Raw genomic sequence first — 21,782 nt, 5'->3', positions numbered from 1 at the left:
CGGGTCATTCCTTGGTGTTGGGCAGGTTGGACGCTGCAGCCGGATCGGCCAGGAAATCGGACAGCATCGGGGCCAGTGTTGCGGCCACGTTGGAGGCTCCTACCCGTGCGGCGATGGTGGCCTGGTACGCCTCGCTGGTGAATGCTGCCACGAAGTAGTCTGCAAGGATGTCGCCCTGCTGCTCCATGTTGAAATCGCACAGGCGCTTGTCGTTCGATGGTGCGTAGTCATATTTCATGTTGGGACGGAACATGCGGACCCATTTGATGGAGTAGCCCAGCTGGTATTGCCACACATGCACCATCTCGTGGATGAACCAGTGCTGCTTGTCCACGCCCAATGCTGAATAGTCGTCCTCGTGAACGCCCTTCGGGAAGTACATCTCACCGTTGGGTGTGACCGCGGTGTTCTTGTCCTGGAACCCGAAGAACAACCAGTACCCATGGTTATGTACCTTGACCCGGGCATAGTCGACACTGGTGCCGAACACCTTGCGCGCGATGTCGATTTCTCCGGCGGTCAGGCTGCGTTCGTGGCCCTTGGCCTCGACCTCCACCACGGACTGTCCATAGGCCTCTTCGGTCGTTGCGGCGCCGTCCACCGCAAAGCTGACCTTGTCTTCGGCGCCGGTGACGCTGCTGCAGCAGGTGGCCGAACCACTGGGCTCGCGCAGCGTCGCGCGTACGATGCGCACCGCACTGTCAGTCTGCACGCGCGCGGTGGCACCGTTGCTGTCGGTGGTCCCGCTGACCTGCTCGCCGTTGTCCAGCTCCAGGGTATAGGGCACGTTTGAGAGGGGTTCCCTGGAGCGCGTCAGGAAGCGCAGTGCCTGGTCGAACAGGCCGCTTTCACGCTTGCCCATCAGGCGCGTGGCGATACCGGCCACGCTCGCGGCCTTGCCCAGTGTTGCCGCAGCCGAACCTCCCGCTGCCGCGCCACCGCCACCGCCCTGTTCGAGGAACACGTGGGTCTGTTGGCTGGACATCAGCGAGCATCCGCATGCACAGAGATCGCCGTGACGTGCGACGGGCTGTCCATCAATGATCACCGTGCTGTCGCCGGAAGCGATGCGGGTGGGGCCATGACGCTTGCAGAGCGCTGGATCGCCGATGCGCGCGACCGGCTTGCCGTCGATATCCGTCATCGGGGATCCCTGCAGCACCTGGCCGCCGCTGCTCAGGGGATCACCCAGCACAATCCAGTTTCTTGCCATCGAGCACGCTCCCTGTGAATGAAGCCGCGAATCCTTGCCGGTGCCATGCTATCGCGCAAACCGCGAACTGACATTCATGAACAGGCTCCTGCCGTGAGGCCGGTCGGCTGGCCGACACGCAATTGAGGGGGCAGAACGCTAGCGCGCCCATGAGATGTGGCAACCGTCACGGTTATGACGCATCTGACTCTGCCCTAACCTGGGCCTGCCCTGTAACTAATGGGGCAGGCCCTTGGGAGGACAAACGATGATTGATGGCAGAGGGGATACCCAACGCATGTTGTTCGGTGATCCGGGCCCGCCCGGAGCGGGGCTTTCGGTGGCCGTAGTGGTGCTGCTGGTGTTGGCGACGATGGCCGCGGCGATCGGCTTCGCGCGCCTGCCGGATCCACTGGTGGGGCTGGGGCTGATCGGCATCGCCGTGTTCCTCGCCATCGGCGCCCGCATCTGCCAGGCGCGCAACCAGCACCAGGCGCTGTACCGGTTGTTGTCGAAGCGGCCGCCGCCGTAGTGGCGGCGGCGACGCAGGTTCAGTGCGTTGGCCAGTCCAGCTCGACCACCAGCGGGAAGTGGTCCGACGGCAGCACGCCGTCGATGCGACGGTCATCGGTGAGGAAGCTGCGCGCGTGGAAGCCGCGCACCAGCACCCAGTCCAGCTGCGTGGTGGCCTTGCCGGTGAAATCGTGGAAGGTCAGACGTGGCCCCTGTGGTGCCTTCACCTGGGTGCGGGTGTCCTGCAGCGCGCGGGTGAATGCCTTGTACGTATCGCCACCCGGCTCGCTGTTGAAGTCACCGGTCAACACCACCGGCAGATCGGCCGGCAGCGTCGCCAGGCGCGTGCCGATCAGTTCGGCACCCTTCACCCGTCGCGGTTCGTCCTCGTCGCGGTAGGGCAGGTGGGTATCCATGAAATAGAAGCGACGGCCGTCATCGAGGCGCCGGAACAGGGCCCAGGTGACCATGCGCGGGTACAGGTTGCCCCAGGTGATGCTGCCGGGTACCTCCGGCGTGTCGGACAACCAGAAGTTGCCTGATTGCTCGATCGCCAGCACCTTGCTGTCGTAGAACACGCCCATGTGCTCGTCGCCGCCGCCGCCACGCCGGCCCTCGCCGAACCAGCGGTAGCCGGGCAGGTGTTCGGACAGGTAGTCGGCCTGCTCCTTCACCAGCTCCTGGGTGCCGATCACCGCCGGGTGCGCGTCGAGGATGACCTTGACCATCGCATCGCGACGGTCCGGCCAGCGCTTGCCAGGTTCGGTATCTGCCGGGGTGCGGACATTGAACGACATCACCTTCAGCGGCGCCGGTGTGGCGGCCCAGGTGGCGACAGGCAGAGCAAGCGCCAGCAGCGCGCACAGCGCAGGGCGATGGAAGCGCGACAACATCGTGGAATCCCTCCATTCCATGAAAACGGTTTCATGGAGCATGCCATGGACGATGGGGCCAGTGGTATGCCGGGACGGGCGGATGGAGGATGCCGGGCGGGCGGTGAAAGCACCGCCCGACGGATCGCGCGCGGGGCAATCAGGGATCGTAGATCATCCCGTTCTCGTCCCGGTTGTAGTGACTGGTGACTTCGCGGGTGCCATTGTCGTAGACCACGTACGACGTGCAGCGCTGGTGGAACACGTTGCCACTGATGCGGAAGGGCACGCACTCTTCCAGAACCTCGACGACTTCGGCGGCGGTTGCGGTGGTGATTGGTGCCAGCGCCGACATTGCCAGCATCACGACAAATGTACAGCCGTACAGAACCTTCTGCAGTTTCATTGCCATGCTCCTGGTCGATGATGGATTACATCAGATACGGGTTGCCGTACTCGTCGATCCAGTACTCGGTGAGGAATATCTCGCCGTCCGCATCGGGCATGGTCACGATGCAATGCTGGTGGACCCGGTAGCGTTCCACTTCAAAGGGTTCGCAGCGTGTCACGCTGCCTGGTGGGCCGATTACCCCGGCGTTGGCGTTGCCGCTCGACACCATTCCGGCGAGGGCCACGGCCAGTGCGGCCATCGAGGCCAGTTGCAGTTTCATAAGCGTCATCCTTGCTTTCTGCAATCGCGCACATGCGCATGGCGTGTGTAACACGCGAACCAGACCGCCGGAAGTGCTTGGCCGCGATCAGTCCTCGATCTCGCCGCGGCGACTGGCAGCGCGTACCGCCTGCGCGGTGGTCGCCACGCCCAGGCGCTGGCGCGCGCGGCGCAGATGATTTTCCACTGTGCGTGCGGAAAGCCCAAGCGTGGCGGCGATCTCCGCCTGCCGACGTCCGGCAGCGACCCAGCGCAGTACCTCGCGCTCTCGCGTGCTCAGTGCGCCGACCGGCAGTTCGGCGGGGGCTTCGGCCAATCGTCGCGCCGTGCGGAATGCTGCGGTCGCAACAGCCTCCAGCAGCAGGCGCGCGCGTGCGGATGCATCGACCGCGGCCCCGGCAAAGCTGATCGCACCCTCCAGACCGGTGGTGCCGAACACCGGCACCTGCAGGCCGTGCAGTCCTTCGCCACGGGGCTGCTTCACCATCTGGTAGCGTTCGCCGCGCACGCCCTGGCGCTTGCTCCAGAAGAATGGCGCGTCGCTGTCCAGCACGTGGCGATTGACCGGGCAGGCATGCAGATAGCGGGCGAGGTCGGTATCACTGCCATCGCCGAGCCAGTCGCCCTCTATCCAGTACACGCGCTGCGCGTTGCGCTCCAGCCCGGTGCCGGTGGCGAACACCAGCACGCGGTCGTAGCCGAGGGGTGCCGCGATGCTGCGCAGTACCGCGCCCACTTCGCTCAGCGAGCGGGCGCGTTCCAGCTCCAACAATGCCTGCAGCAGATCGCTCATCCGGGTCAGCGCCCGGCCAGCGCGTCGAGCAGGGTACGTGCAGCCAGCTTGCCCAGCGCGTTGCCGGCCAGTGGGCTGTCGCCGGTCAGCAGCAGGCGGTCCTGAAGCACACTGCCGTCGATGCCGTCGTTGACGATCTGCACGCCCTGCTGCGCGAGCCGCTCACCAAAGAACCACTGCAGTTGTCCCGGCATGTAGCCGATCTCCGGCGTCTGCCGGTCCATCGCATCGGGGAAGGCGCAGATGCGGTAGCCGCGGAACAGTGAACCACCATCGGCCTCGTCCACGCCAGCAGCGAGCAGTGCGGCCGGGCCGTGGCAGAGGGTGATGATGTGGCGTTGCTGTGCCATCGCCCACTGCAGGGTGGCCTTCACCGTGCGGCTTTCCGGCAGGCCGATCAATGCGCCATGGCCACCGGGGATGAATACTGCCGCGTAGTCCGAATCGGCGCCGAGGCCGGCCACCACGTCGTCCATCTGCAGCGGCTGGCGGAAGCGCGCTTCATAGCGCTCATACAGTCCACCGATCTCCTTGTCCTCGCGCGGGAACGCCCACCACTCGAACTTGACGGCGTTGCCCGACAGCGTGGCTACATCGATGTCGAAGCCGGCTTTGTCGAGGTGGTACATCGGCAGCAGCGTTTCCACGGGATGATTGCCGGTGGAGAACAGGTGGCCATTGGCGGTCGGCAGGTAGCGCTCGTCGGCGGCGATCATCAGCACCTTCCACCGACCATCCCGGCGTGCGTCCGGATAATCGGCACCGGCAAGGTTGCTCTTGGCCGATGTGAACTGCGACAGCGAGTACGGAGACGGGAAGAAGGCGTCGCGCTCGGCCGGATCGGGGCTGGGTTGGCGGCTGGGCTCTTGCGTGTTCATGCGGATCTCCTGCGGCAATGTGTGGCCAGCATAGAAGGCCCGCTGCGCACGCGCGATGAGGGAATTCCCTCAAGCGCCACGGGCTTCCGTGGCGGCGGGCAGGCCTCAGGCGGCCCCCTGTGCCGACTTCACGCAGCGGTAGGCTTCATCCAGCGCGGACAGGAACGCCTGCTGCTGCGCCGCATCCAACGTCACCGAGCGTTCGAAGGCCGTCAGGCGTTCGCTCCAGTCCGGCAGGGCGTCGTCGCTGTACAGCGACTGGTGTGCGTCCCAGCAATCAGCGGCCTTCAGCAGCATCCACGGCGCATACAGCGGCAACCGGGTACCGTCGTTGAGGATCAGCGGGCGCGTGGTCTGCGAATGTGCCAGCACAGCATGCAGGGAAGGGTCATCCTGCACCTGGCTCTTCCAGACGTGATTGTGGAGGCGCTGCTTGGTGAAATGGAGGATGGCTTCATGGTCCTCACCCGGTCCTGCGGCCCGGAGGGCATCGGTGAGCTTCAGATGCCCGCGTTCGAACAGCCAGCGCACCAGCAGGGTCGAGGCCTGCTTGAACGTGTTGTGTTCGTTGTCCGGGTCGAAATCGTGATGGCCGATGAACTGGCGGTCCTCGACCAGATTGATCTGCAGCTCCTGCACGTGCCGGTGGCGCTGATCGAACCAGAGCTTCATCTGCACATCATCAGCGAGCACTTTCTCAAAGTAGGCCGTGTCACCGAAGTCCTGCATCTGGCCGTCGAACCCGTCCAGGCACTCCTGAAGCGATGCCTCCGGTCCGACGTATCCACTCCAGAATCCCGCGGGCAGGGCAGGAGCGTTCCGAGGCCGATGGGAATACAGGGTGACCGACTTCAGATGGCTCGCCCAGCTCCCGCGCTTGGCCTCCCGCGGTGGGTAGAAGCGATCATGGATGATGTCGAAGGCAAAGTGGTACTCCATGCCATGTGCCTTGTCCCTGGCCGACTTCTGGCCCTGGTTGGCGGTGATCGTGGCAGGTGGAGATGCCAGTCCGTGCTGCGCGAACCAGGCGGCCAGCGCCGGATCGGAACCGCGCAGGCCGATCAGGCCGATGATGTCCTTGATATGCATTCCGTTGCCTTGTTCTGTTGAAATGAGGGCAGCCCACACGCTGTGGTGGCGTCCTGGTAGCGCTAGTTCGCCGCGGCACCGTGCTCCTGCATGTCCTCGTGCAGGATCCGGCGCAGTTCGACGATGGCCGGCGTGGCTTCCTGCACGCTGTGCCCGGACACGATCACCTTCTCGGACTCCGCGCGCGGCAGGTGCGAACTCCAGTAGGGCACCAGCCCATCGTCGGTCTTCTCCAGCGGGCCGTCGGCCTTGGCGCGCGCGATGATCGAGTGGTAGTGGACCTTCGGCGACATCGGCAGGTCGGCCACGGCGCGCACGAAGGGATCGTCCTTGTCCAGGTTCTGGATGCTGTTCATCTGGTAGCCGTGCTTGCCATCGTTGCGATCGATCTGACCGTCGTTGGCGATGGTGGCTACGTCTTCCAGCACGGTCAGCGGCAACCGCACCAGGCGGCCGATCCAACGGCCCAGGCGGGTGCCCGCCACATCGGTACCGCGGTGTGGCGTGGCGATGAACACCACCCTCGACACTTCCGGTTCGGGCAGGAAGGTCAGCACCGGTGCGCCCTTGGTACGCAGCAGTTCGCGCTGCGCCGGTGTCATCTGCGCCGTTGCCAGCAGGGTGTCCACCAGATGATCGCCAGAGGAGGAGATCATCAGCCGCGCGATCACGCCACCCATGCTGTGCCCGACCAGCACCATGTCATGCGAGGCCTGCGCCTTGCCGCTGGGATCGAAATGCTTGAACACCTCGGCCAGCGTATGACGCATCGCATCGTGGCTCATCGCGATGGGCATGTTGGTCGGGTAGTAGAACTGCCAGATCTGGAAATCCTGGCGGATCTCGTCGTCACGCATCAGCTCGTTGGCGACGTTGACCCAGGCCTCCGGGCTGCTGGCCAGGCCATGGATCATCAGCAGCACGCGGCGATTTGGATCGTAGGGCTGCATCATGTACAGATGCGGCGTTTCGATGCCGCCCTTGCCGCCGAACAGTGAGCGCAGCGACTGGTGGCTGAAGTTCGAGCGGGCCAGCCACAGCGCGTAGCCAGCGGTGAAGTTCGCCGCCAGCGGCACTTCCTGTCCGTGCAGGGTGACTTCGGTGACCTGGTAGGGATCGTGGATCTCCAGTTCCGGCTCGTCGTCGTGCAGCACTTCCCACAGGTTCTTTCCGGAGAAGCGCAGCAGCACTGTCATCGACGGCGAGGGCATCTCGCTCCAGCTCTGCTGGGGCGAAGCGGTGGCCTGCGCTGCAGGCGTCGTTGCCGGCGAGGCCGTGACGCTGGCCGGGTCGTCCATCACCGCTACCAGCTCGGCACCGAATCCATCGCGGCGGTGCACGCTGCGCAGCGTGCCGGTGAACGACAGTGATGCGGCGGGGACCAGTTCGGTCGGCGTACGCGTGTCCAACGGTGACGCATCGGTGGACGGCGCCAGCACGAAGGTCCAGCGGCCCAGGGTCAGGTGGCTGGCATCGTTGCGGACACGCCCGGTGGCATAGGCGTTGTACAACTGCACCGAGGCTTCCTGCACGGCCAGGTTGTAGTAGTCGCGCACCTGGGTCTGGCGGTCTTCGAAGCCACGCTGGTTGGCGGTGCGCTCGGTGAAGAACAGATAGGCATATGCCTGGCGCGCCACCTGCATCCATGCATCGAGGCGCGGCTGGAAGTCGGCGTCCAGCTCGGTGATCGCGGTCTTGGCACGGCCCGAGGTGGAGTACTCGCGCTTGGGGGCGGGCAGGGTCATCGCATACTGCAGCCAGAGCTCGGCCAGGCTCGAGCGCTTGTCCTCCTCGCGCACCACGATGGTGGCTTCCATCGCTTCGATGCAGGGCAGGCCCGGTTTGGCGCAGACGCCTTCGTCGAGGCCGGCCACGCGCAGGGTTTCCGTGGTCGCCGAGCTGAGCTTGCCGGTGGTGAGGATGTCACCGCGCTTGAGCGCGATGTACTGGCCGGGCGTGACCGAGGCGACCTGCACCGACGGTCCGAACTGGCGCAGCGTCGCGCAGCCACCGAGGGTGAGCAGCACGGTGATGATGAGGGTCGTGCGGCCGATGAAGCCCAAGCCCGTGGTTGCCATACGATCCTCCTGCGCGGTGGCGCCACTCTAGCGGTCGGCATGTCAAAGCGGAAGATACCGGGCGGTCGGTTTGTGCCTGGCAACTGCTGCCACGCAAGCGATTCAGGCAGTTCCGTGTGACACTGAGGTGAACGGAACGATGCAGGGACTGCGATGACGTGGCTTGAAACCCGGATCCCGCCGCCGCTGGTGATGCTGTGGTGTGCGGGGATCGGATGGCTGGCCAGCCGACTGTGGCCGGGTGCGGTGCTGCCCGTGCCGATGCCGGCACTGCTGGCCACCGGGGTGGTGGCCTTCGGCGTGTTGCTGAACCTGATGCCGAAGCTGGCCTTCCGTCGCGCGGGCACCACGGTCAATCCCCTGCGGCCGTCGGAGGCGAGCACGCTGGTCACGCACGGCGTGTACCGCTATACGCGCAATCCGATGTATCTGGGCCAGGCCACGGTGCTGGCAGGTGCCATGTTGCTCCTGCAGAACCCGGTCGCGTTGCTGGCCGTGCCGCTGTTCGCGCTGTACATCAACCGGTGGCAGATCATTCCGGAGGAGCGGGTGTTGTCGGCCCGCTTTCCCGAGGCATACCCGCTGTTCCGCCAGCGTGTGCGGCGCTGGCTTTAGCGCGGGTCAGGCCGCCATGAAGTGATCTGGCACTCCTCGGGTTGTCTCCCGGCTGATCACGCGTTCCGTGGATGACGCGCGCATCATCAGACAGTAATCTGCGCCCTCCCATCCAGCCTTCGAGTGCAAGCATGAAACCACCCGTCGGGAGGCTTGTACTTGCAAGCGCACTGGTACTGGTTTTCATCCTGGTTCCCATCTGGTCCCTGGTCGGTCCGGGTGTGTGGGGCTGGCATGTAAGACAGCCAGCAGCCTGGCAGGGTGCCCTGGAGGCATCAGCGCTCTTTTTCGCGTTGTATGGGGCGCTGAAATTGATCCGGGGTCCCGCTCTCTGGGCAGGTATCGCAGCTGTGTCGGCCCTGTATGCCAGGCACCATGGTGTGGATGTGGCAATGCTGGCCAGTTACATCTACCTGGAGGGCATCTTTGCCTTGGGCGGATGCCTTGTTGCCCTGGCTGGGGGTGTTAGCCAACGCGATCCCGCCCAACAGGTCATTGTCGGCATGACGGGCCTTGTGGCCTGCTCGCTTCTCCTGTGGATGGCCTCATTGTTTGGCGTGGGGAGCATGCCTGCACTCGCCGGGCTGGCCGCGCTGGTACTTGGTGGGATGTTGATCCTGCGGCGTGGACCGTGGCTGGGAGGAATGCTGCTGTCTGGCGTTCGACGTGGCGCTGGGCGTACACCGGCGGTCACGGCCTTGATCGCAACTCTGACGCTGGTGCTTTTTGCGAAGGCGTCTGTTTCCTCGGATTTTGATTCCAACTGGTATGGCCTGTCGGCCGACCGCGCATTGATCGCAAGTGGCAACATATTCCGTAGCGAAGGACTTGTAGCGCCCGTCCACTACTATCCGAAACTGATTGAGCTGCTCCAGGTCCCCTTGGCGGCCATCGGCAGCATTCCCGCCATCATCGGCTTGAGCATTGGCTGCTGGCTGGCCACCCTTGGGGTTGCGTCACAGGTCCTGCGTGAGCTGCGCGTGGGCCGCGCCTTGCGACCTCACGTTGTCGCGCTGCTTGCAACTCTGCCTGCGTTCGCCAACATTTCAATCACGGCCAAGGGCGACGCCTTGGCGGCCTTGCTGCTTGCTGTCTCGCTGTTGGCCGTGCTTCGACTCGGCAACAGAGGCGGTGTCGGTTGGCTCTGGATTGCGATGGCTGCGTCCCTGTTGGCGAGCCAGGCAAGGCTGTCCAATATTCCCTACACGCTGGCCATCGGCCTGTTGGCGATTCCCGCCTTCGTCCGGTGGCGGCGCCAGCGGTTTCACCGGGGGCAGCCGGCTGCCGCAATTGCGGGAGGGGTGTTGCTTGGCGTGATAGTGCTTGTGGGGCTGATCACCGCGCGAACATGGTGGTTGGCAGGGGTGCCTATTGTTGCGCCGAATGCCGCGCTTGATCTCTTTGCCGCCTGGGGCATGCCGCTGCAATCACCCGTAGGTCGCCTGCCGACCAGTGATCTGCTTGTCTACCTGCCTCCAGGAAAAGCCCTGTTGGCGTACCTGTTCGACCCACGGCAGTATCCGCTGCTGCAGATCCTGTGGACGGGTAATGCATGGCTTGGCCTGCCATTGGTGGCGGTGATCCTGGGTTGGCGGCGACCGGTCGCGTGGCAGCGCGCTGTTCCCGTGCTTCTGCTTGGATTGCTGTTCTTCCCGATGCTCCTGGGAAATCGCTATATCGAAGCATCGGGTGCGGATGGAAACTACTTCATCACTCCCTTGCTGGGCCTCTTGATGTTTGCTGGCTTCCTTCTCCAGCAAACACTGTGGAAGTGGCAGTCCTGCTCCGGCGTGAGCCAAGCCGTGCGTGCCTTGATCTTCTCGATCGCGGTGGCATCTGCGTTGATGTGTCTTGTGACGGGCGCGTGGGGGCCTGGCACCCGGGCCTTCGATACACGTCTTGATCGCCCAATGCTGGATACGACTGTGCGACGTGCGGCAGCCTGGCGCGACATTGGTCTGGAAAGGATGGCCCAGCGGCTCTCCCAGGAGGCGCCGCGCACGCGTGCAGTGGGCGATGTGGGCGGGGAGGGTTTCTGGCTGCCAGTACGATACGAGCCAATCGACATCATTGCGCTGACACGCCCCGGTCTGGTTGATACCCCGGAGCATACGCTGGAATTTCTGGAGGATATTGCTGTTGAGTACCTCATCGTCCGCTCACCCGGCTCGGCTGGTGGCCAGGAACGGGATCGGATTCTGCGTACTGCGGTTGATGTGCTTGCTGCGGATGGCCGAGCAACGCGCATCATGACCGAAGGACCGTACGAACTCTGGAAGGTGAGCCCGAAGCGGTGAGCGCCCGGGATGTCCGTAACAGGTCTGTGGCGAAGAACGACCAGGTGGCTGCCCCTGCGTGTTCCGGACCGTTGTGGGTATTGCACTTCACGGCAGCCGAATGGCCCTTGTAATCGTCACCGGCAATCAATCACCTGCAGGGAGCGCGCGGTAGCGCCGCGGCGCTTGAAGATCGGGTGGTCGGCGGTAGGCCTGGAATGTAGCTGTCATTGCGCAAAAGGGGATTATGTTGCTTGCGCATCTGCGGTCGCAGCATCGGTACCGATGAGGCTGCTGTTGGCATGTGGCGGGTGATTTGGCTGGAAAAGACGCGCCGGAACGCAGAAACAGCCATTTGAGGTGAGGCTCAGGATGAAGGGCCATGAGGGTGAGAGCAGGGCACGCCGGACTGTGTCGAAGGGACGAAAGCTCGTGGTGCAACTGGCCTCGAGGCTCATATTGCCGAGCCCGTCATAATTGCAGCCGGGTGGTCTGGATAGACTCAGTCGGCACGCATGACGCGTGCACTTCGCCAACTCAGAGGACGACTGTCATGTTGAAAGGATTGAAGCCGCTCGCGGCAGCAGCGCTGTGCCTGCTTGGCCTGTCAGCCTTTGCCCAAGGCGCGGCTGCCGCGCAATGGGTCGAGACTGACCGTACCGCCTATCTCAAAACCAGCTTCTTCGGCAGTTTCGCTTACCACACCTGTGATGCCAGTGGTGCCCAGATCCAGGGCTATCCGGGCAGCTGCGCCAGCGATGGGGCCAGCGGTTGGACGGCCAATTACGCGGCGTCGAGCGGCCAGGCCAACGATCAGCTGTCGGCCTGCAACCACAATCCGTTCCAGCTTGGCTCGCGCTGCTACGGCCTCGCGTATGCGATCAACGGTCAAGTCTACGCAGGCGGGCTCCCGATTGCCTGTAACGTCGGCACGCGTGCGGTGGTCACTTCGTCGAGCATGGAAACTGTGGAGATCCAGTACGAAGAGCTCGATGTGGACACCATCGAGTCGGCGCGCGAGTACGTCTGTCAGTAAAAAGGTCGCAGGATGCCGTCGTGCCCGGCGGCGTCCTGTGTTCTGCAGGAGGTGGCCGCGTTCATCGCGCTACGTGACGCCAGGGCCGGGGAAAACGAAAAAGCCGGAACCCCTTGTTTGACGAGGGATTCCGGCTTTTCGTGGATCCTTGCGGACCCGGTATTGGTGGAGGTGGGCCCTACCGCAATGTGAACGTAAGTTGTTGATGACGCAGGTGGTTGGTGCTGGTGCTCGAAATCGATACCCCCAGCAATACCCCCATCCTATGCAGCCTTGGCGGGTTCAATTCCATCCCGCTCGGCGACCCGGGCGGCCTGCCAGGCATCCACCTCAGACTCAATCCAGCCTACCGCGTTGCCGCCCAGCGGCACAGGCGCCGGGAAGGTGCCGGCGCTGATCCGGTCATAGATCGTGGTCTTGCCCAGCCCCGTGCGGCGCTTGACCTCGGGCATCTTGATGAAAACAAGCGGCTCGGTAGCCATGGTGTCCTCCTTCAGTTCGTGGCCAGCGCAGCGCGCAGCTGCTCGGTGGCGGTGTTCATGCGGTCATCCAAAATCATGGAGGCAGCCGATGCAGCGCTTGTCGGGATCTGTCTCGCCGCAGCCTCCACATGGCGATATCAGAGGCTTGAACTGGCGCATCACCTTTTCCGCCTCCGCTTTTTCGCCCCGAGCCAGCGCCATGAGCGCCAAGCCGCGTGCCTCCCAGAGGCGGCACGTTCTGAGGCTTGCCGAAGCGAGGTTCACACCTTCCAAGCTGGCCAGTTGCCGCCCGATCTCGCGGTGGTCGATAGGTTCACCCATGAGCGCACCTCCGCCAGCACCAGCGCAGCCCTGCGCGCGCGGCGCGGCATGCGCGGCTGATCGCCCACAGGGTGGCGATGCCGGCCAGGAACCCGGCCAGGGCGAACACGTGGACCATTGCAGCGGTGAGCAGCTGGTCAGCCATGGGCGTTCTCCGCCCGCTGCAGCGGCGTGGCAGAATGCGCGCCAGTCGACAGGGGGGGCAGGGAATGAGCATGTTGGATGGCGTCAGTCAGTGCTGGGTGCTTAGCAAAGGATGTGTGGTGAATTGGGACGCATGGGCCGCGGTCGGCACTGTGGCGGCGGTGTTCACTGCGGTCTTCGCGCCGACAATTCAGAGGCTTCTCGTACGGAAGAGGACGAACGCGTTGTTCGCACTGGCCTACAGGACGGACCTGTTCGCGGCGCTCGATATGGTGAAGCAGCTTCGCGCCAAGTACCCATTCGGAAATGGGAGCATCGAGGCATTCCAAGCTGAGGCCAGTCTCGTGACTGACGAGTACTTCCGAGACGAGCTCACGCGTCATGCCAATATCCTGAACGTACTGACTGTTCGGGAGGTCGATCTGACAAAATGGCAGGGCGTGGACGTTTCGCTCGCAGCTACGGTCGCCCTCGCCATTGAAACCACCAAGAACCTGCACAAGGCGTACGTCAATCTGGCAGTGGCCGGTAGAGTTGGGGGCGCAGCTGATCACTTTCACGTGGCCGAATACGTTGGGAATCTTGCCGAGTCGCATCTCGCTGATGCGAACCACGCAGTGAAGCGGGCCATCCGACCGATAGCGAAAGAAGGCTAAGCGGCCCAGGTCGGCGGTAGGTCGATCCCTCGCGCCTTCTCGCGCAGTTTTTGGCGCGCGCGCGGCGGTGGCCATACCGTTGATCAGGGGGAAGAACCGCAGCGGCAGCCGGGCGAAGCATTTGGTGCAGGTCTTCATGGCTGCTCCAGGCGCGACTTGCTGAGGTTCTCCCAGGTGAGCGGGTAGGGGCCGCGCTTCACCCGCTTGTCAGCGGTGGTCATTGAGACGCCCAGCTCGTCGGCGATCTGGCGCATGGTGTAACTCTTGCCATCCACCACGCGTGCGAACAGTGCAGCCTTGGCCCTGCCGCCGCGGATCGTGCCGCGGTGCGGGTAGACGTAGTTCAGGCCCCTCATGCGGCCTCCTGGTGATCACCAGCGCGCAGGCTCTGCTCGAACCCGACCACCATCTGCCGGAACGGCTCCAGGTCCGAACACAGCTTCGTGATGAACGCCTCGTCGCGGTCGAAGCGGCGCCACCACAGCTGCTTACCGACTGCGGACAGCGCCGGGCAGTACAGGCCGATGTGCCACCACTGCCGGCCGGTCAGCCACATGCAGCCCTGGGCCTGCTCGAACACCTCGCTCGCATCGTTGTCGATGTGGAAGGCGCGCAGCTTCTCCGGGTTGATGAAGCACTTGTATTCAGTGCCGCCATCCTCGCCGATGAAGCCGTCGGCCGAGCAGCCGTAGTCGCCGCAGTCGCTCAACACGAACCCGGCGCGCTTCACCAGCAGGCCGGACTGCACCTCATGCTCGGCGCGCGCGAAGGGTTCCAGCTCATGGCCGCGGCGCATGGCGAACGTCTCGAAGCCCTCGTCCAGCGGCTCGCCACTGATGCGCTCGATCGCCAGCCGGAAGGCGTAGTTCTTCGACGCCTCGCTGAAGTCGCCGATGGGATCACCGGCGATGGCCTTCTCGATGATGGCCGAGCGCGGCACGGCCTTGTAGCCGGCGCGCTCCATGGCGGTTTTCTCTGCCAGGCCGGACAGCACCGCGTCCACATAGGTGCGCTGCTGTTCGGTCAGCTCGCCCACGCGCGAGCGCGCGGTGGCGAACATACTGGCGGTTATGACCCCGGCGCGGGCGTTGTGCCAAGCGTCGCTGCCTTGGTCGCAGTGGATAAGCCTCATTCCACCACCTCCGCTGCGGCACGTTCTGCCTCAGCCTTCAGCGCTTCCAGTCCCGAGCCTCCGATCAGCTTGCGCTGCTGCGGAGTAAGCTTCGACCACGCCTCGCCCAGCGCTTCCAAGCCGGCCGTGGCAATGTCCTGGAGGCTTGCATACAGCGCGTTGCGCCCGTCTTCCTGTTCCTGCGTCAGCGGGGCGGGCAGCGCCTGCTGCTGAACCTGCTGGCCGGACAGCACGGCCAAGCCTTCGCCGCCATCGGTGTTCAGGTGGTGGATCGCGGTGTCCAGGCGCTCGGTCTTCGGCCAGTACTTGTAGGCGCGCTTCACGACCGTCTTTTTCGCCATCTCGCCCCAATCGGTCAGCCACGGGCAGGACTTCTGCTTCGAGATCCATGCCTTCCATGCCGACGAGCGGTCACGGATAGCGTTGATTTCCTCCACCGACATTGCGTCGGTTAGGTAGTCGCCGTCGGCGGTCTTCACCACCACGTAGACGCCGACGACCTCGCCACGGTCCTTCGCGAACGGATTGCGGATGTGGGTCGGCTGCTGGTCAATGCCGTTGAGTCCGAAGGTGTCGTTCTCGTAGACCAGCTCCGCCTGCCCCCAGCGGATCGACCCGGAGTCGATGGCCAGATCCATCAGGCCCATGTAGCTGATGTCGAGACAGATTTTTCCGTCGCGCGGGACCAGGTATGCCTGCTTCTTCGCCGGGTTCAGGCTGATGCCAATGGCCGCGATGTTGACCACGGCAGCGATGACCGACGACCGGTTCTGCATCGCGATCTTCATCGCGTAGTCGTTGCCGTACAGCGTCTGCAGGGCGAACTCGGCCTCGCGGTCGAAGTTGATGGACCGATCAGACAGCACCGAGGCAAAGGAATCCTTGGTGCCGTAGACCGAATCCTCGATGGTGACGATCTGGTTCATGGCTGCTCTGCTGGTAGGTGGAATGGATGCCGGCGACGTGGAATCCCGGCCGGCGCGGGGCCCGTGAGGGCGGGGGAATTCAGCCGCGCACGCTGCTGGTTGCTGCCCAGCGGGCTTTGGCAGCGTCGCGGTCGGTGTGGGCTTGGTGGATCTCGGCGATGCGTAGCGGCACGACGACGGCGGCGAACAGCGCGACGGCGGCCCAGGCGATGCGGTAGCGGCGGCTCACGACAGCACCGCCTGCACCAGCAGCGAGGCCAGCGCGCCCAAGCAGAACGACAGGGCATTGGCGACGACAGTGGCCACCACGTGGTGGCGCTGCTCGCGTTCGGCGGCGGTCATGCGGCACCGCCAGCGCGCATTTCACGCTCGACCTGACGGACGATCCGAGCCTGCCGGTCCAGTAGCTCGCGAAGGTCGTGCAGCAGATGCGCCGGGACCTCGACCGAGGAGACCAGGAAGTCCAACGCGCGCTCGGAGGTCACCATCACCGAGATCAGCTCGGCGGTGTCGCCCTCACGGTCATAGGTGCGCGCCAGAGAGTTGCAGGCGTCCTGGAACGCCTCTTCGGTATCCGCCGGCAGCAGGCCATCAAAGCTCCGCTGGGCGTTCCGGGCGATGTCGGTTGCAGTGTGCAGACCCATCTTCGTCTCCAAGTCCCGGCCCGGGATGGGCTGTGGTGGGGTGTTGGATGAAGATTAGGGGCGCTTATACTTAGTGTCAATAGGGGCGCTTATATTGCCCGCAGCCATACAATGAACGCGTTAAGGAGTTGGACTTAAAAGAAAAACCCCGCCGGGGCGGGGTTCATGGGGTCAGGGCTTGGCCGGTGGGGGCTGGGCCTGGGCCGGCGCCGGCGCTACGGCCTGAGTCTGCGAAGGCATCTGGATGATGATCGGAGGTGGCGGTGGTGCAGCCTGCGGTGCCTGAATCGTTACCGGTGCCTGCGGTGGCGCCGCTGGTGCCTTAGGCACTGCGTTGTTCAGCACGAACGTCATGATCGTGGTGAAGAACACAATGCCAGCAAGACCGGTGCCAACGATCCACTTGATCTGCTCGTTAAAGCCCTTGTGCATTTCCGAACGAAGTTCCGCCAAGTCCAGCTTGGTAGCCAGCGTCGGTATTACAGCCTCAAGCTCGGAAATGCGCTTTTCCATGTCAGCATCATGGGGCGGTTCATCTCCTTTTCCAAGAGCGACATCTCCGGAACTAGAGCCCGACTTCCCACTGTCATTCACAATGCTCAGCTTTGGTCTACTCATCGTCTTGATCGTCCTGTCCAGCGGGCGCCGGGTTCTCCTTGAGCCATTTGACGACGTAACCTCGGGACAGGAACCACATTGTTCCGCATACCGTGCAACTTAGACTCACTTGAGGGATGTACCCTGGCACGGGACTTAGCGGATCTAGAACCCCCTTGCTATCAACGAGCAGTGCTCCGGTGCCCAGCACTTTGTCGGTGTCGTGAAGAACCCATTCGGATTGTCCGCACCTAAGACACTCAGACTTGGCTACCTTCGCGCTGAAGTATCTCGCAAGATCTGAACCGCTTATGTAGAACATCTCTACTTCGTTTTGGTTATCTTTCTTCACGTCAGTCTGCCCATCCGCCTATCCAATGAACACGGCCAACGACCGTGATCGGTTCTCGCTTCGAGTCCATCCGCCGTGGCTTCTGCCAGTGGTGGTCGCCCTTGGGGTTGTCGCTGCTGAAGAAGACCGTGCCGTCCAGCACCATGGCCCTCTTCACGTAGTACTCGGGGTTCGCCGCGCCGTGGACCTGAATCAGGTACAGGCTGCCGTCTTGGACACGCGTGTCTGAGGTGTCGAACAGGATGGCATCCCCGTCCTCGATGGTCGGTTCCATCGAGTCGCCCTTGCCGTAGTAGATCGCCAAGGGGCGGTTGTAGATGCCGCGGCGGCGCAGGCTGGTCTTCTTGAACTTGAGGCTGTGCGTCTCGGCATACTCCTCAGCCTCAGCACCGGCGCCTAGCCCGACAGCCTGGGAGTAGCCGGTCACGTCCGTGTAGTCGTCGTCCGACGGGGCAGGGGAGTTGTACTGCTGCTCGGGCAGATCGTCGCGGATGTCCGTGTCCTCGATGCCAAGGGCGGCGCTGAAAGCCTTCAGCGTCCTGTAGTTCATGGGGATCCGCCCATTGAGGTATTGGCTCACGGCGCCCTGGGTGATCCCCAGTTCGTCTGCCATCTTCTCTTGGGTCAGCCCCAGACCCCTTGCGCGCACAGACCACTCAGCCTTCAGCTTGGCGGCTGCGGCCTCATCGCGCTTGGTGGGCTTAGCTTTTCGTGCCGTCTCCATATGAGGGACGCTAATTAATGCGTTCATACTTTGCCAGTAGCGCCACTATTGACGTGAATATCAGCGGCACTTATCTTTGCGGCATGGACATACCCACCTACCGAAAAGAGAAGGGCCTGTCTCACCCACGGCATCGGCTGTCTGTTCATCGACTACGCACAACGTATCACCGTGCCGCGCGCGGACCGGACGACCGAGGTTTCACAGGTCGCTCGCGGCATGAAGAACCTCGCCCGTGACCTGCAGATCCCAGTCATCTCGTTAGCGCAGGTGGTGAAAGGCGTCGACCAGCGGGTAGGCGACAAGCGTCCGACCGCCGGCGATCTGGCCAACAGCGACGAGCTGACCCGCGAGGCCGACCAGATCCTGATGCTGTACCGGGACGAGGTCTACATCCGCTGCGGCCAGGCGTTCCTCAACGCCTACAAGGCCGAGGCAAAGATCGAGATCAACCGGCAGATCATCGTCGGCGCCAACGGTGGCACCGGCCTGGACGCCTCGGTCACTGCAGTGTTCTACCGCGGTATCGAGCTGATCTGGGATCCGACCTTCGAGCTGCTGGACGCCAAGCTCGGCGCGATCACCTATCCCTGGACCAAGCGCTGCTACCTGCTCAACCGCAACTTCATCACCTTCCGCCCGGTGAAGGGCAACTGGATGAAGAAGCGCAAGCCGGAAAAGCTGCCGGACCGCTACGTCACCTACTACGCGCAGACCAACAAGTACGGCCTGACCAAGGTCTTGCGCCTTGCGCCATCCGTGACCTTGGGGATGTACCAGCGGCTCGGCGGAAAGGTTGGTCATCAGGACCTGCTGCCGAGCTATGCAGTTGATGCGCCCGCTGGTGCCGCCGGCAGCAGTGAGCCGACACTGCCCATGAGCAGTCTCCTGAAGATGGTTGGCTCCTCTATGAGTGCTCAGAAGGCCAATCAGCTGCTGAAATCTATCGGAGTCCTTGAGCAGCGCGAGCGCCCATCGAGCGGTAGTCGGATCAAGAAGTATTGGACCTTGACCGATGCGGGCCTGCAGTACGGGAAGAACCTCACTTCTCCCGAGAATCCCCGCGAAACACAGCCTCACTACTACGTTTCGAGTTTCGGCAATCTGATGGACCTGATACTGGGCCGTCTGCACGGGGCAGCTGCGTGATCCCGTGGGCAGCTCCGTGTCCCACCTAAGAACTTGCCTAATTTTGGTGAGGATAGGTGGTCGTGTATGTTGGTTCCGTGGGGCGAGCTTCACGTCCCCCAATCGAAAAGGAGAAGCCCCAGGGCGGCAACCCCGGGGCTTCAGTCGGAAACATCTGGAGGAGGCTTCCATGCAGCAGGCTACAGGACAGGCACTGTCTGTCAACTTTCCGGCGCACCACGGGCACTGCGACTGCTGCAGTAGGCCAGCATCGTGGCACCGGCGCGAGGCCATTCGGGGGCAGAGGTCCACCCCCGCCGGCTCGTTCCACTATCAGATCTGCTTCGAGTGCCTGGAAGAGATCGAAGCGCTTCCTGATTCGCAGCGGGAGGCCTGCTACTTGTTTGCGCTGGTCCGCCATGCCACGACTTATTCGGAAGCGTTCGGCGAGTTTCTGGCTGGATGGCTTGGGGTGGAGTGTCCCAAGGCTAGGCAGGCGGCATGAAGAGGGGTCCGCAACCCGGCCCCCTCACTATTCAAAGCCGTTTGTTGGCCAGGCGCTTGCCGGTCTCTCCGAAGGCAATGGCTGCTTTGAAAGCATGCTCTGCGATGTTCTCGTATGACTGGTTGACCTCGGTTCCAGCAATCTCCACAGCCACGGCCTCGGTGAAGATCTTTTCGGCAAGGGCTGCCACTGCTTGCGTAATTTGTCCTGACATCATCATCTCCTGAGTGGCCCGATCAATTGGCGACCAGGCTGGTTAGTAGCACCGGCCGCCCATGCGGCCGGTTTGCGTTATCAATTGAGCCCGCGAAAGGGTAACGCGTGATCCGGTCCAGGCCGCGTACGAGGTCAGCCTGAACTGATATCAAGAACCGTTCTCCTGGGGACTTAGATACTTACTGAAACGAGCGGGTCGCCGATTAGCTTTCCGCTCTTGTCGGTCATCCACAAGTGCCAGTTGTGGAATTCAACGCCCAATTCATCCCTTGGCGGGGCGGCCGAGCGACCTTGCAGTGTGTAGATCTGGATATTGGGTCCGGCGATTTGAGCGATGCCAGGTGCGCCGCCCGCGTAGACGACAGATCCTCTCTTGGCAGACGTCTTGTCGAAGGGGATAGGAAGCCCCTCTACGATGATCGAGCACGAATAGTTCTTGCTCAATCTGCAGACCATATAGCGCTCCTCAATCTCAAAGAGATCGAATGCGTTCGGCCCGTTCAGAAATAGCAGATAGTCGGTCTTCTCAAACTTGTCATCGATCGTTACGCCCAACGCGATGTTGCCTTCATGGATGACCAAGTCCCCATGGCTGATGGACAACGAGTGGGTCTGTTCAAAAGCATCAATTGGCAGATGCATCACCATCTCCTTGGTAGCCCCGGCCAATCCAGGGCCTGGCGCATCCTAGCACCAGAGGTAGGCGACTTCGGGCATATGGCCTGGCAATGAAGAGGGCGATAGTATCGGCCAGCTGGCGTCGCCGGCCCTAGGGGGCAGTCCCCTAGGCAGCGCACAGGGGGAAAGGATGACCACAAATGTTGTAGTGGCGACGTACCACGGCGTCGTTCTAGGCTGCGACTCGTTGTCCAGCATTGTTGAAAGGGCATTTTTCCCATTCCGAACGGCGGATGCTTTGGCGCGCGATGCGGATGGTGATCTGATGTTCGACGCGCAGGGTCGACTACTGCTCGCCTACGATGAAAGCAAGCTGCAACTCACGCCGACGAACATCATGGGCGGCGTCCAGAAGATGTTCATCCTTCACGAAGATCCAGACTCAAACAATATTGAGTGCTCCGTGGCGGCGACTACATCCGGCCTGGGCACGCTCAATGGTGTAGTGATCGCAGAGATTGCCGATCGGTTCCGTAGGCGTTGCCGGGCGAATCCAAATGGGTACGCATCAATCACTGATGTCGTCAGTGAGTTCCTTGAGTTTGTTAGGCCTCAATGGGAGCTGGCAGTTGGTTATGACGAAGTCGATCCAGCCGTGCGCCAAACTCTTGACGATCTCCAATTTTTGATCGCAGGGTACGGGCGTGATGATGAATACGTTAAGGTTATTCGAGTGAGCGTCGCATCCAATTCGGCAACCGAGTTGTTTGACGCATTCCCCCACTGCAGCGCAGCATGGGCAGGGCAGGCAGACTCCATTGCAAGTCTTGTTAATGGATCGAACCCGACGACGCGTTGGGCTGTCAATCGTAGCGTCATCGCGAGCTTGGAGGCTCATCGGGCTAGTGTTGTTGAATCTGTTCTCGCTCAGCTCAGAGACCAAGGCGTGGAGATCCCGGAACCTTTCGAGGCTACAATTCAGGAAGTGGTACCCGCTGAGCTTCCTTGGCTAGAGGGGAGCCCATTCTTTGACTGGGCCAACTTGCCAGTCCAATCCGCTGTTGACCTGGTCTCTACATTGGTTAACGCAGAGTCGGCAGTGCAGAAGTTTGCGATGGGTATCCCAACGGTGGGTGGCAGAACGCGGATAGGGTTGATGCGCCGTGGCATGCCATTTGCATTCCTCAATGAGCCAGAAATCATCCACCAACATGTCGGATACAACCATGATGCATAACGCACTGAACTGCGCTGCGCAGAAGGCCCCTTCGACGCATGGTGAAAGGCCCGCCAGGATTGTCGCGCCAACCTCCAATGGCCAAGTC

The 21,782-nt window shown here is 62.8% G+C and carries 27 protein-coding genes; 7 read left to right on the top strand and 20 right to left on the bottom strand.

Going from position 1 to position 21,782, the window contains the following annotated elements; genetic code table 11:
• Positions 1 to 4: 4 nt before the first annotated feature.
• Positions 5 to 1,213, bottom strand: coding sequence for a PAAR domain-containing protein (locus tag VPH47_RS12730; RefSeq protein ID WP_350260071.1), 1,209 nt, complete (start codon positions 1,211 to 1,213; stop codon positions 5 to 7).
• Between the two features lie 247 nt (positions 1,214 to 1,460).
• Here VPH47_RS12730 and VPH47_RS12725 point away from each other — a divergent pair, with 247 nt between their 5' ends.
• Positions 1,461 to 1,724, top strand: a complete 264-nt coding sequence (locus tag VPH47_RS12725; RefSeq protein WP_110711949.1) for a hypothetical protein — start codon at positions 1,461 to 1,463, stop codon at positions 1,722 to 1,724.
• A 19-nt stretch (positions 1,725 to 1,743) separates the two neighbouring features.
• Here VPH47_RS12725 and VPH47_RS12720 read toward each other — a convergent pair whose 3' ends face one another.
• The 7 genes from VPH47_RS12720 to VPH47_RS12690 form a co-directional block, all read right to left on the bottom strand.
• Positions 1,744 to 2,598 (bottom strand): endonuclease/exonuclease/phosphatase family protein, encoded by an 855-nt coding sequence (locus VPH47_RS12720; RefSeq protein WP_368850973.1) that lies wholly within the window; start codon positions 2,596 to 2,598, stop codon positions 1,744 to 1,746.
• A 139-nt stretch (positions 2,599 to 2,737) separates the two neighbouring features.
• Positions 2,738 to 2,983, bottom strand: a complete 246-nt coding sequence (locus VPH47_RS12715) for a hypothetical protein (RefSeq protein WP_368850972.1) — start codon at positions 2,981 to 2,983, stop codon at positions 2,738 to 2,740.
• A gap of 25 nt (positions 2,984 to 3,008) precedes the next feature.
• A complete protein-coding gene (locus VPH47_RS12710; RefSeq protein ID WP_368850971.1) occupies positions 3,009 to 3,248 on the bottom strand; it encodes a hypothetical protein in 240 nt (79 codons plus the stop codon).
• 87 nt (positions 3,249 to 3,335) lie between these two features.
• The gene (locus VPH47_RS12705) at positions 3,336 to 4,040 is read right to left on the bottom strand and encodes a PA1136 family autoinducer-binding transcriptional regulator (RefSeq protein WP_350260074.1); all 705 of its coding nucleotides are present in this window, start codon (positions 4,038 to 4,040) and stop codon (positions 3,336 to 3,338) included.
• 5 nt (positions 4,041 to 4,045) lie between these two features.
• Positions 4,046 to 4,918: a glyoxalase III HchA gene (hchA, locus tag VPH47_RS12700; protein ID WP_110711953.1), complete on the bottom strand. Its 873-nt coding sequence runs from the start codon at positions 4,916 to 4,918 to the stop codon at positions 4,046 to 4,048.
• 105 nt (positions 4,919 to 5,023) lie between these two features.
• Complete coding sequence (locus VPH47_RS12695; protein ID WP_180854950.1) at positions 5,024 to 6,007, bottom strand: hypothetical protein; 984 nt, start codon at positions 6,005 to 6,007, stop codon at positions 5,024 to 5,026.
• Between the two features lie 62 nt (positions 6,008 to 6,069).
• Positions 6,070 to 8,085: a triacylglycerol lipase gene (locus VPH47_RS12690; RefSeq protein ID WP_110711955.1), complete on the bottom strand. Its 2,016-nt coding sequence runs from the start codon at positions 8,083 to 8,085 to the stop codon at positions 6,070 to 6,072.
• A gap of 153 nt (positions 8,086 to 8,238) precedes the next feature.
• Between VPH47_RS12690 and VPH47_RS12685 the strand changes: the two genes are divergently transcribed.
• The 3 genes from VPH47_RS12685 to VPH47_RS12675 all read left to right on the top strand — a co-directional run bounded on the left by VPH47_RS12685 (position 8,239) and on the right by VPH47_RS12675 (position 12,012).
• Entirely contained in the window at positions 8,239 to 8,700 is a 462-nt protein-coding gene (locus VPH47_RS12685; RefSeq protein WP_368850970.1) for an isoprenylcysteine carboxylmethyltransferase family protein, read from the top strand.
• A 392-nt stretch (positions 8,701 to 9,092) separates the two neighbouring features.
• Positions 9,093 to 10,997, top strand: coding sequence for a hypothetical protein (locus VPH47_RS12680; protein WP_368850969.1), 1,905 nt, complete (start codon positions 9,093 to 9,095; stop codon positions 10,995 to 10,997).
• 532 nt (positions 10,998 to 11,529) lie between these two features.
• Positions 11,530 to 12,012 (top strand): hypothetical protein, encoded by a 483-nt coding sequence (locus tag VPH47_RS12675; RefSeq protein ID WP_368850968.1) that lies wholly within the window; start codon positions 11,530 to 11,532, stop codon positions 12,010 to 12,012.
• 263 nt (positions 12,013 to 12,275) lie between these two features.
• On the opposite strand, the gene VPH47_RS12670 is transcribed toward VPH47_RS12675, so the two are convergent.
• The 3 genes from VPH47_RS12670 to VPH47_RS12660 all read right to left on the bottom strand — a co-directional run bounded on the left by VPH47_RS12670 (position 12,276) and on the right by VPH47_RS12660 (position 12,960).
• The gene (locus tag VPH47_RS12670; RefSeq protein ID WP_121503700.1) at positions 12,276 to 12,494 is read right to left on the bottom strand and encodes an AlpA family transcriptional regulator; all 219 of its coding nucleotides are present in this window, start codon (positions 12,492 to 12,494) and stop codon (positions 12,276 to 12,278) included.
• Positions 12,495 to 12,557: 63 nt separating this feature from the next.
• The gene (locus tag VPH47_RS12665) at positions 12,558 to 12,815 is read right to left on the bottom strand and encodes a hypothetical protein (RefSeq protein ID WP_368850967.1); all 258 of its coding nucleotides are present in this window, start codon (positions 12,813 to 12,815) and stop codon (positions 12,558 to 12,560) included.
• Entirely contained in the window at positions 12,808 to 12,960 is a 153-nt protein-coding gene (locus VPH47_RS12660; RefSeq protein WP_171968308.1) for a hypothetical protein, read from the bottom strand. Before VPH47_RS12660 ends, VPH47_RS12665 begins: the two co-directional genes overlap by 8 nt.
• A gap of 118 nt (positions 12,961 to 13,078) precedes the next feature.
• Between VPH47_RS12660 and VPH47_RS12655 the strand changes: the two genes are divergently transcribed.
• Positions 13,079 to 13,615, top strand: coding sequence for a hypothetical protein (locus VPH47_RS12655; protein ID WP_368850966.1), 537 nt, complete (start codon positions 13,079 to 13,081; stop codon positions 13,613 to 13,615).
• A gap of 134 nt (positions 13,616 to 13,749) precedes the next feature.
• On the opposite strand, the gene VPH47_RS12650 is transcribed toward VPH47_RS12655, so the two are convergent.
• From VPH47_RS12650 to VPH47_RS12620, 7 genes are all read right to left on the bottom strand, one after another.
• Positions 13,750 to 13,971, bottom strand: coding sequence for a hypothetical protein (locus VPH47_RS12650; RefSeq protein WP_368850965.1), 222 nt, complete (start codon positions 13,969 to 13,971; stop codon positions 13,750 to 13,752).
• Positions 13,968 to 14,747, bottom strand: a complete 780-nt coding sequence (locus VPH47_RS12645) for a lambda exonuclease family protein (protein ID WP_368850964.1) — start codon at positions 14,745 to 14,747, stop codon at positions 13,968 to 13,970. Before VPH47_RS12645 ends, VPH47_RS12650 begins: the two co-directional genes overlap by 4 nt.
• Complete coding sequence (locus VPH47_RS12640) at positions 14,744 to 15,673, bottom strand: recombinase RecT (RefSeq protein ID WP_368850963.1); 930 nt, start codon at positions 15,671 to 15,673, stop codon at positions 14,744 to 14,746. Before VPH47_RS12640 ends, VPH47_RS12645 begins: the two co-directional genes overlap by 4 nt.
• A 79-nt stretch (positions 15,674 to 15,752) precedes the next feature.
• Complete coding sequence (locus VPH47_RS12635) at positions 15,753 to 15,902, bottom strand: hypothetical protein (protein WP_368850962.1); 150 nt, start codon at positions 15,900 to 15,902, stop codon at positions 15,753 to 15,755.
• A gap of 109 nt (positions 15,903 to 16,011) precedes the next feature.
• Positions 16,012 to 16,317 (bottom strand): hypothetical protein, encoded by a 306-nt coding sequence (locus tag VPH47_RS12630; RefSeq protein ID WP_368850960.1) that lies wholly within the window; start codon positions 16,315 to 16,317, stop codon positions 16,012 to 16,014.
• A 171-nt stretch (positions 16,318 to 16,488) separates the two neighbouring features.
• Positions 16,489 to 16,830, bottom strand: coding sequence for a hypothetical protein (locus VPH47_RS12625; RefSeq protein ID WP_368850959.1), 342 nt, complete (start codon positions 16,828 to 16,830; stop codon positions 16,489 to 16,491).
• A 437-nt stretch (positions 16,831 to 17,267) separates the two neighbouring features.
• Positions 17,268 to 17,990: a helix-turn-helix transcriptional regulator gene (locus tag VPH47_RS12620; protein WP_368851588.1), complete on the bottom strand. Its 723-nt coding sequence runs from the start codon at positions 17,988 to 17,990 to the stop codon at positions 17,268 to 17,270.
• Between the two features lie 57 nt (positions 17,991 to 18,047).
• On the opposite strand from VPH47_RS12620, the gene VPH47_RS12615 reads away from it, so the two are divergent.
• Positions 18,048 to 19,139 (top strand): DnaB-like helicase C-terminal domain-containing protein, encoded by a 1,092-nt coding sequence (locus VPH47_RS12615; RefSeq protein WP_368851587.1) that lies wholly within the window; start codon positions 18,048 to 18,050, stop codon positions 19,137 to 19,139.
• A gap of 515 nt (positions 19,140 to 19,654) precedes the next feature.
• On the opposite strand, the gene VPH47_RS12610 is transcribed toward VPH47_RS12615, so the two are convergent.
• A complete protein-coding gene (locus VPH47_RS12610; protein WP_368850958.1) occupies positions 19,655 to 19,837 on the bottom strand; it encodes a hypothetical protein in 183 nt (60 codons plus the stop codon).
• Positions 19,838 to 20,010: 173 nt separating this feature from the next.
• Entirely contained in the window at positions 20,011 to 20,481 is a 471-nt protein-coding gene (locus tag VPH47_RS12605) for a hypothetical protein (protein WP_368850957.1), read from the bottom strand.
• Positions 20,482 to 20,647: 166 nt separating this feature from the next.
• Here VPH47_RS12605 and VPH47_RS12600 point away from each other — a divergent pair, with 166 nt between their 5' ends.
• Positions 20,648 to 21,694 (top strand): hypothetical protein, encoded by a 1,047-nt coding sequence (locus VPH47_RS12600; RefSeq protein WP_368850956.1) that lies wholly within the window; start codon positions 20,648 to 20,650, stop codon positions 21,692 to 21,694.
• The last annotated feature ends 88 nt before the right edge of the window (positions 21,695 to 21,782 follow it).

The organism is Stenotrophomonas sp. WED208, assembly GCF_040984485.1.
Taxonomy (GTDB): Bacteria; Pseudomonadota; Gammaproteobacteria; order Xanthomonadales; family Xanthomonadaceae; genus Stenotrophomonas; species Stenotrophomonas riyadhensis.
The sequence above is the reverse complement of the archived record's forward strand: the minus strand, read 5'-3'. Positions and strand labels throughout refer to the sequence as shown.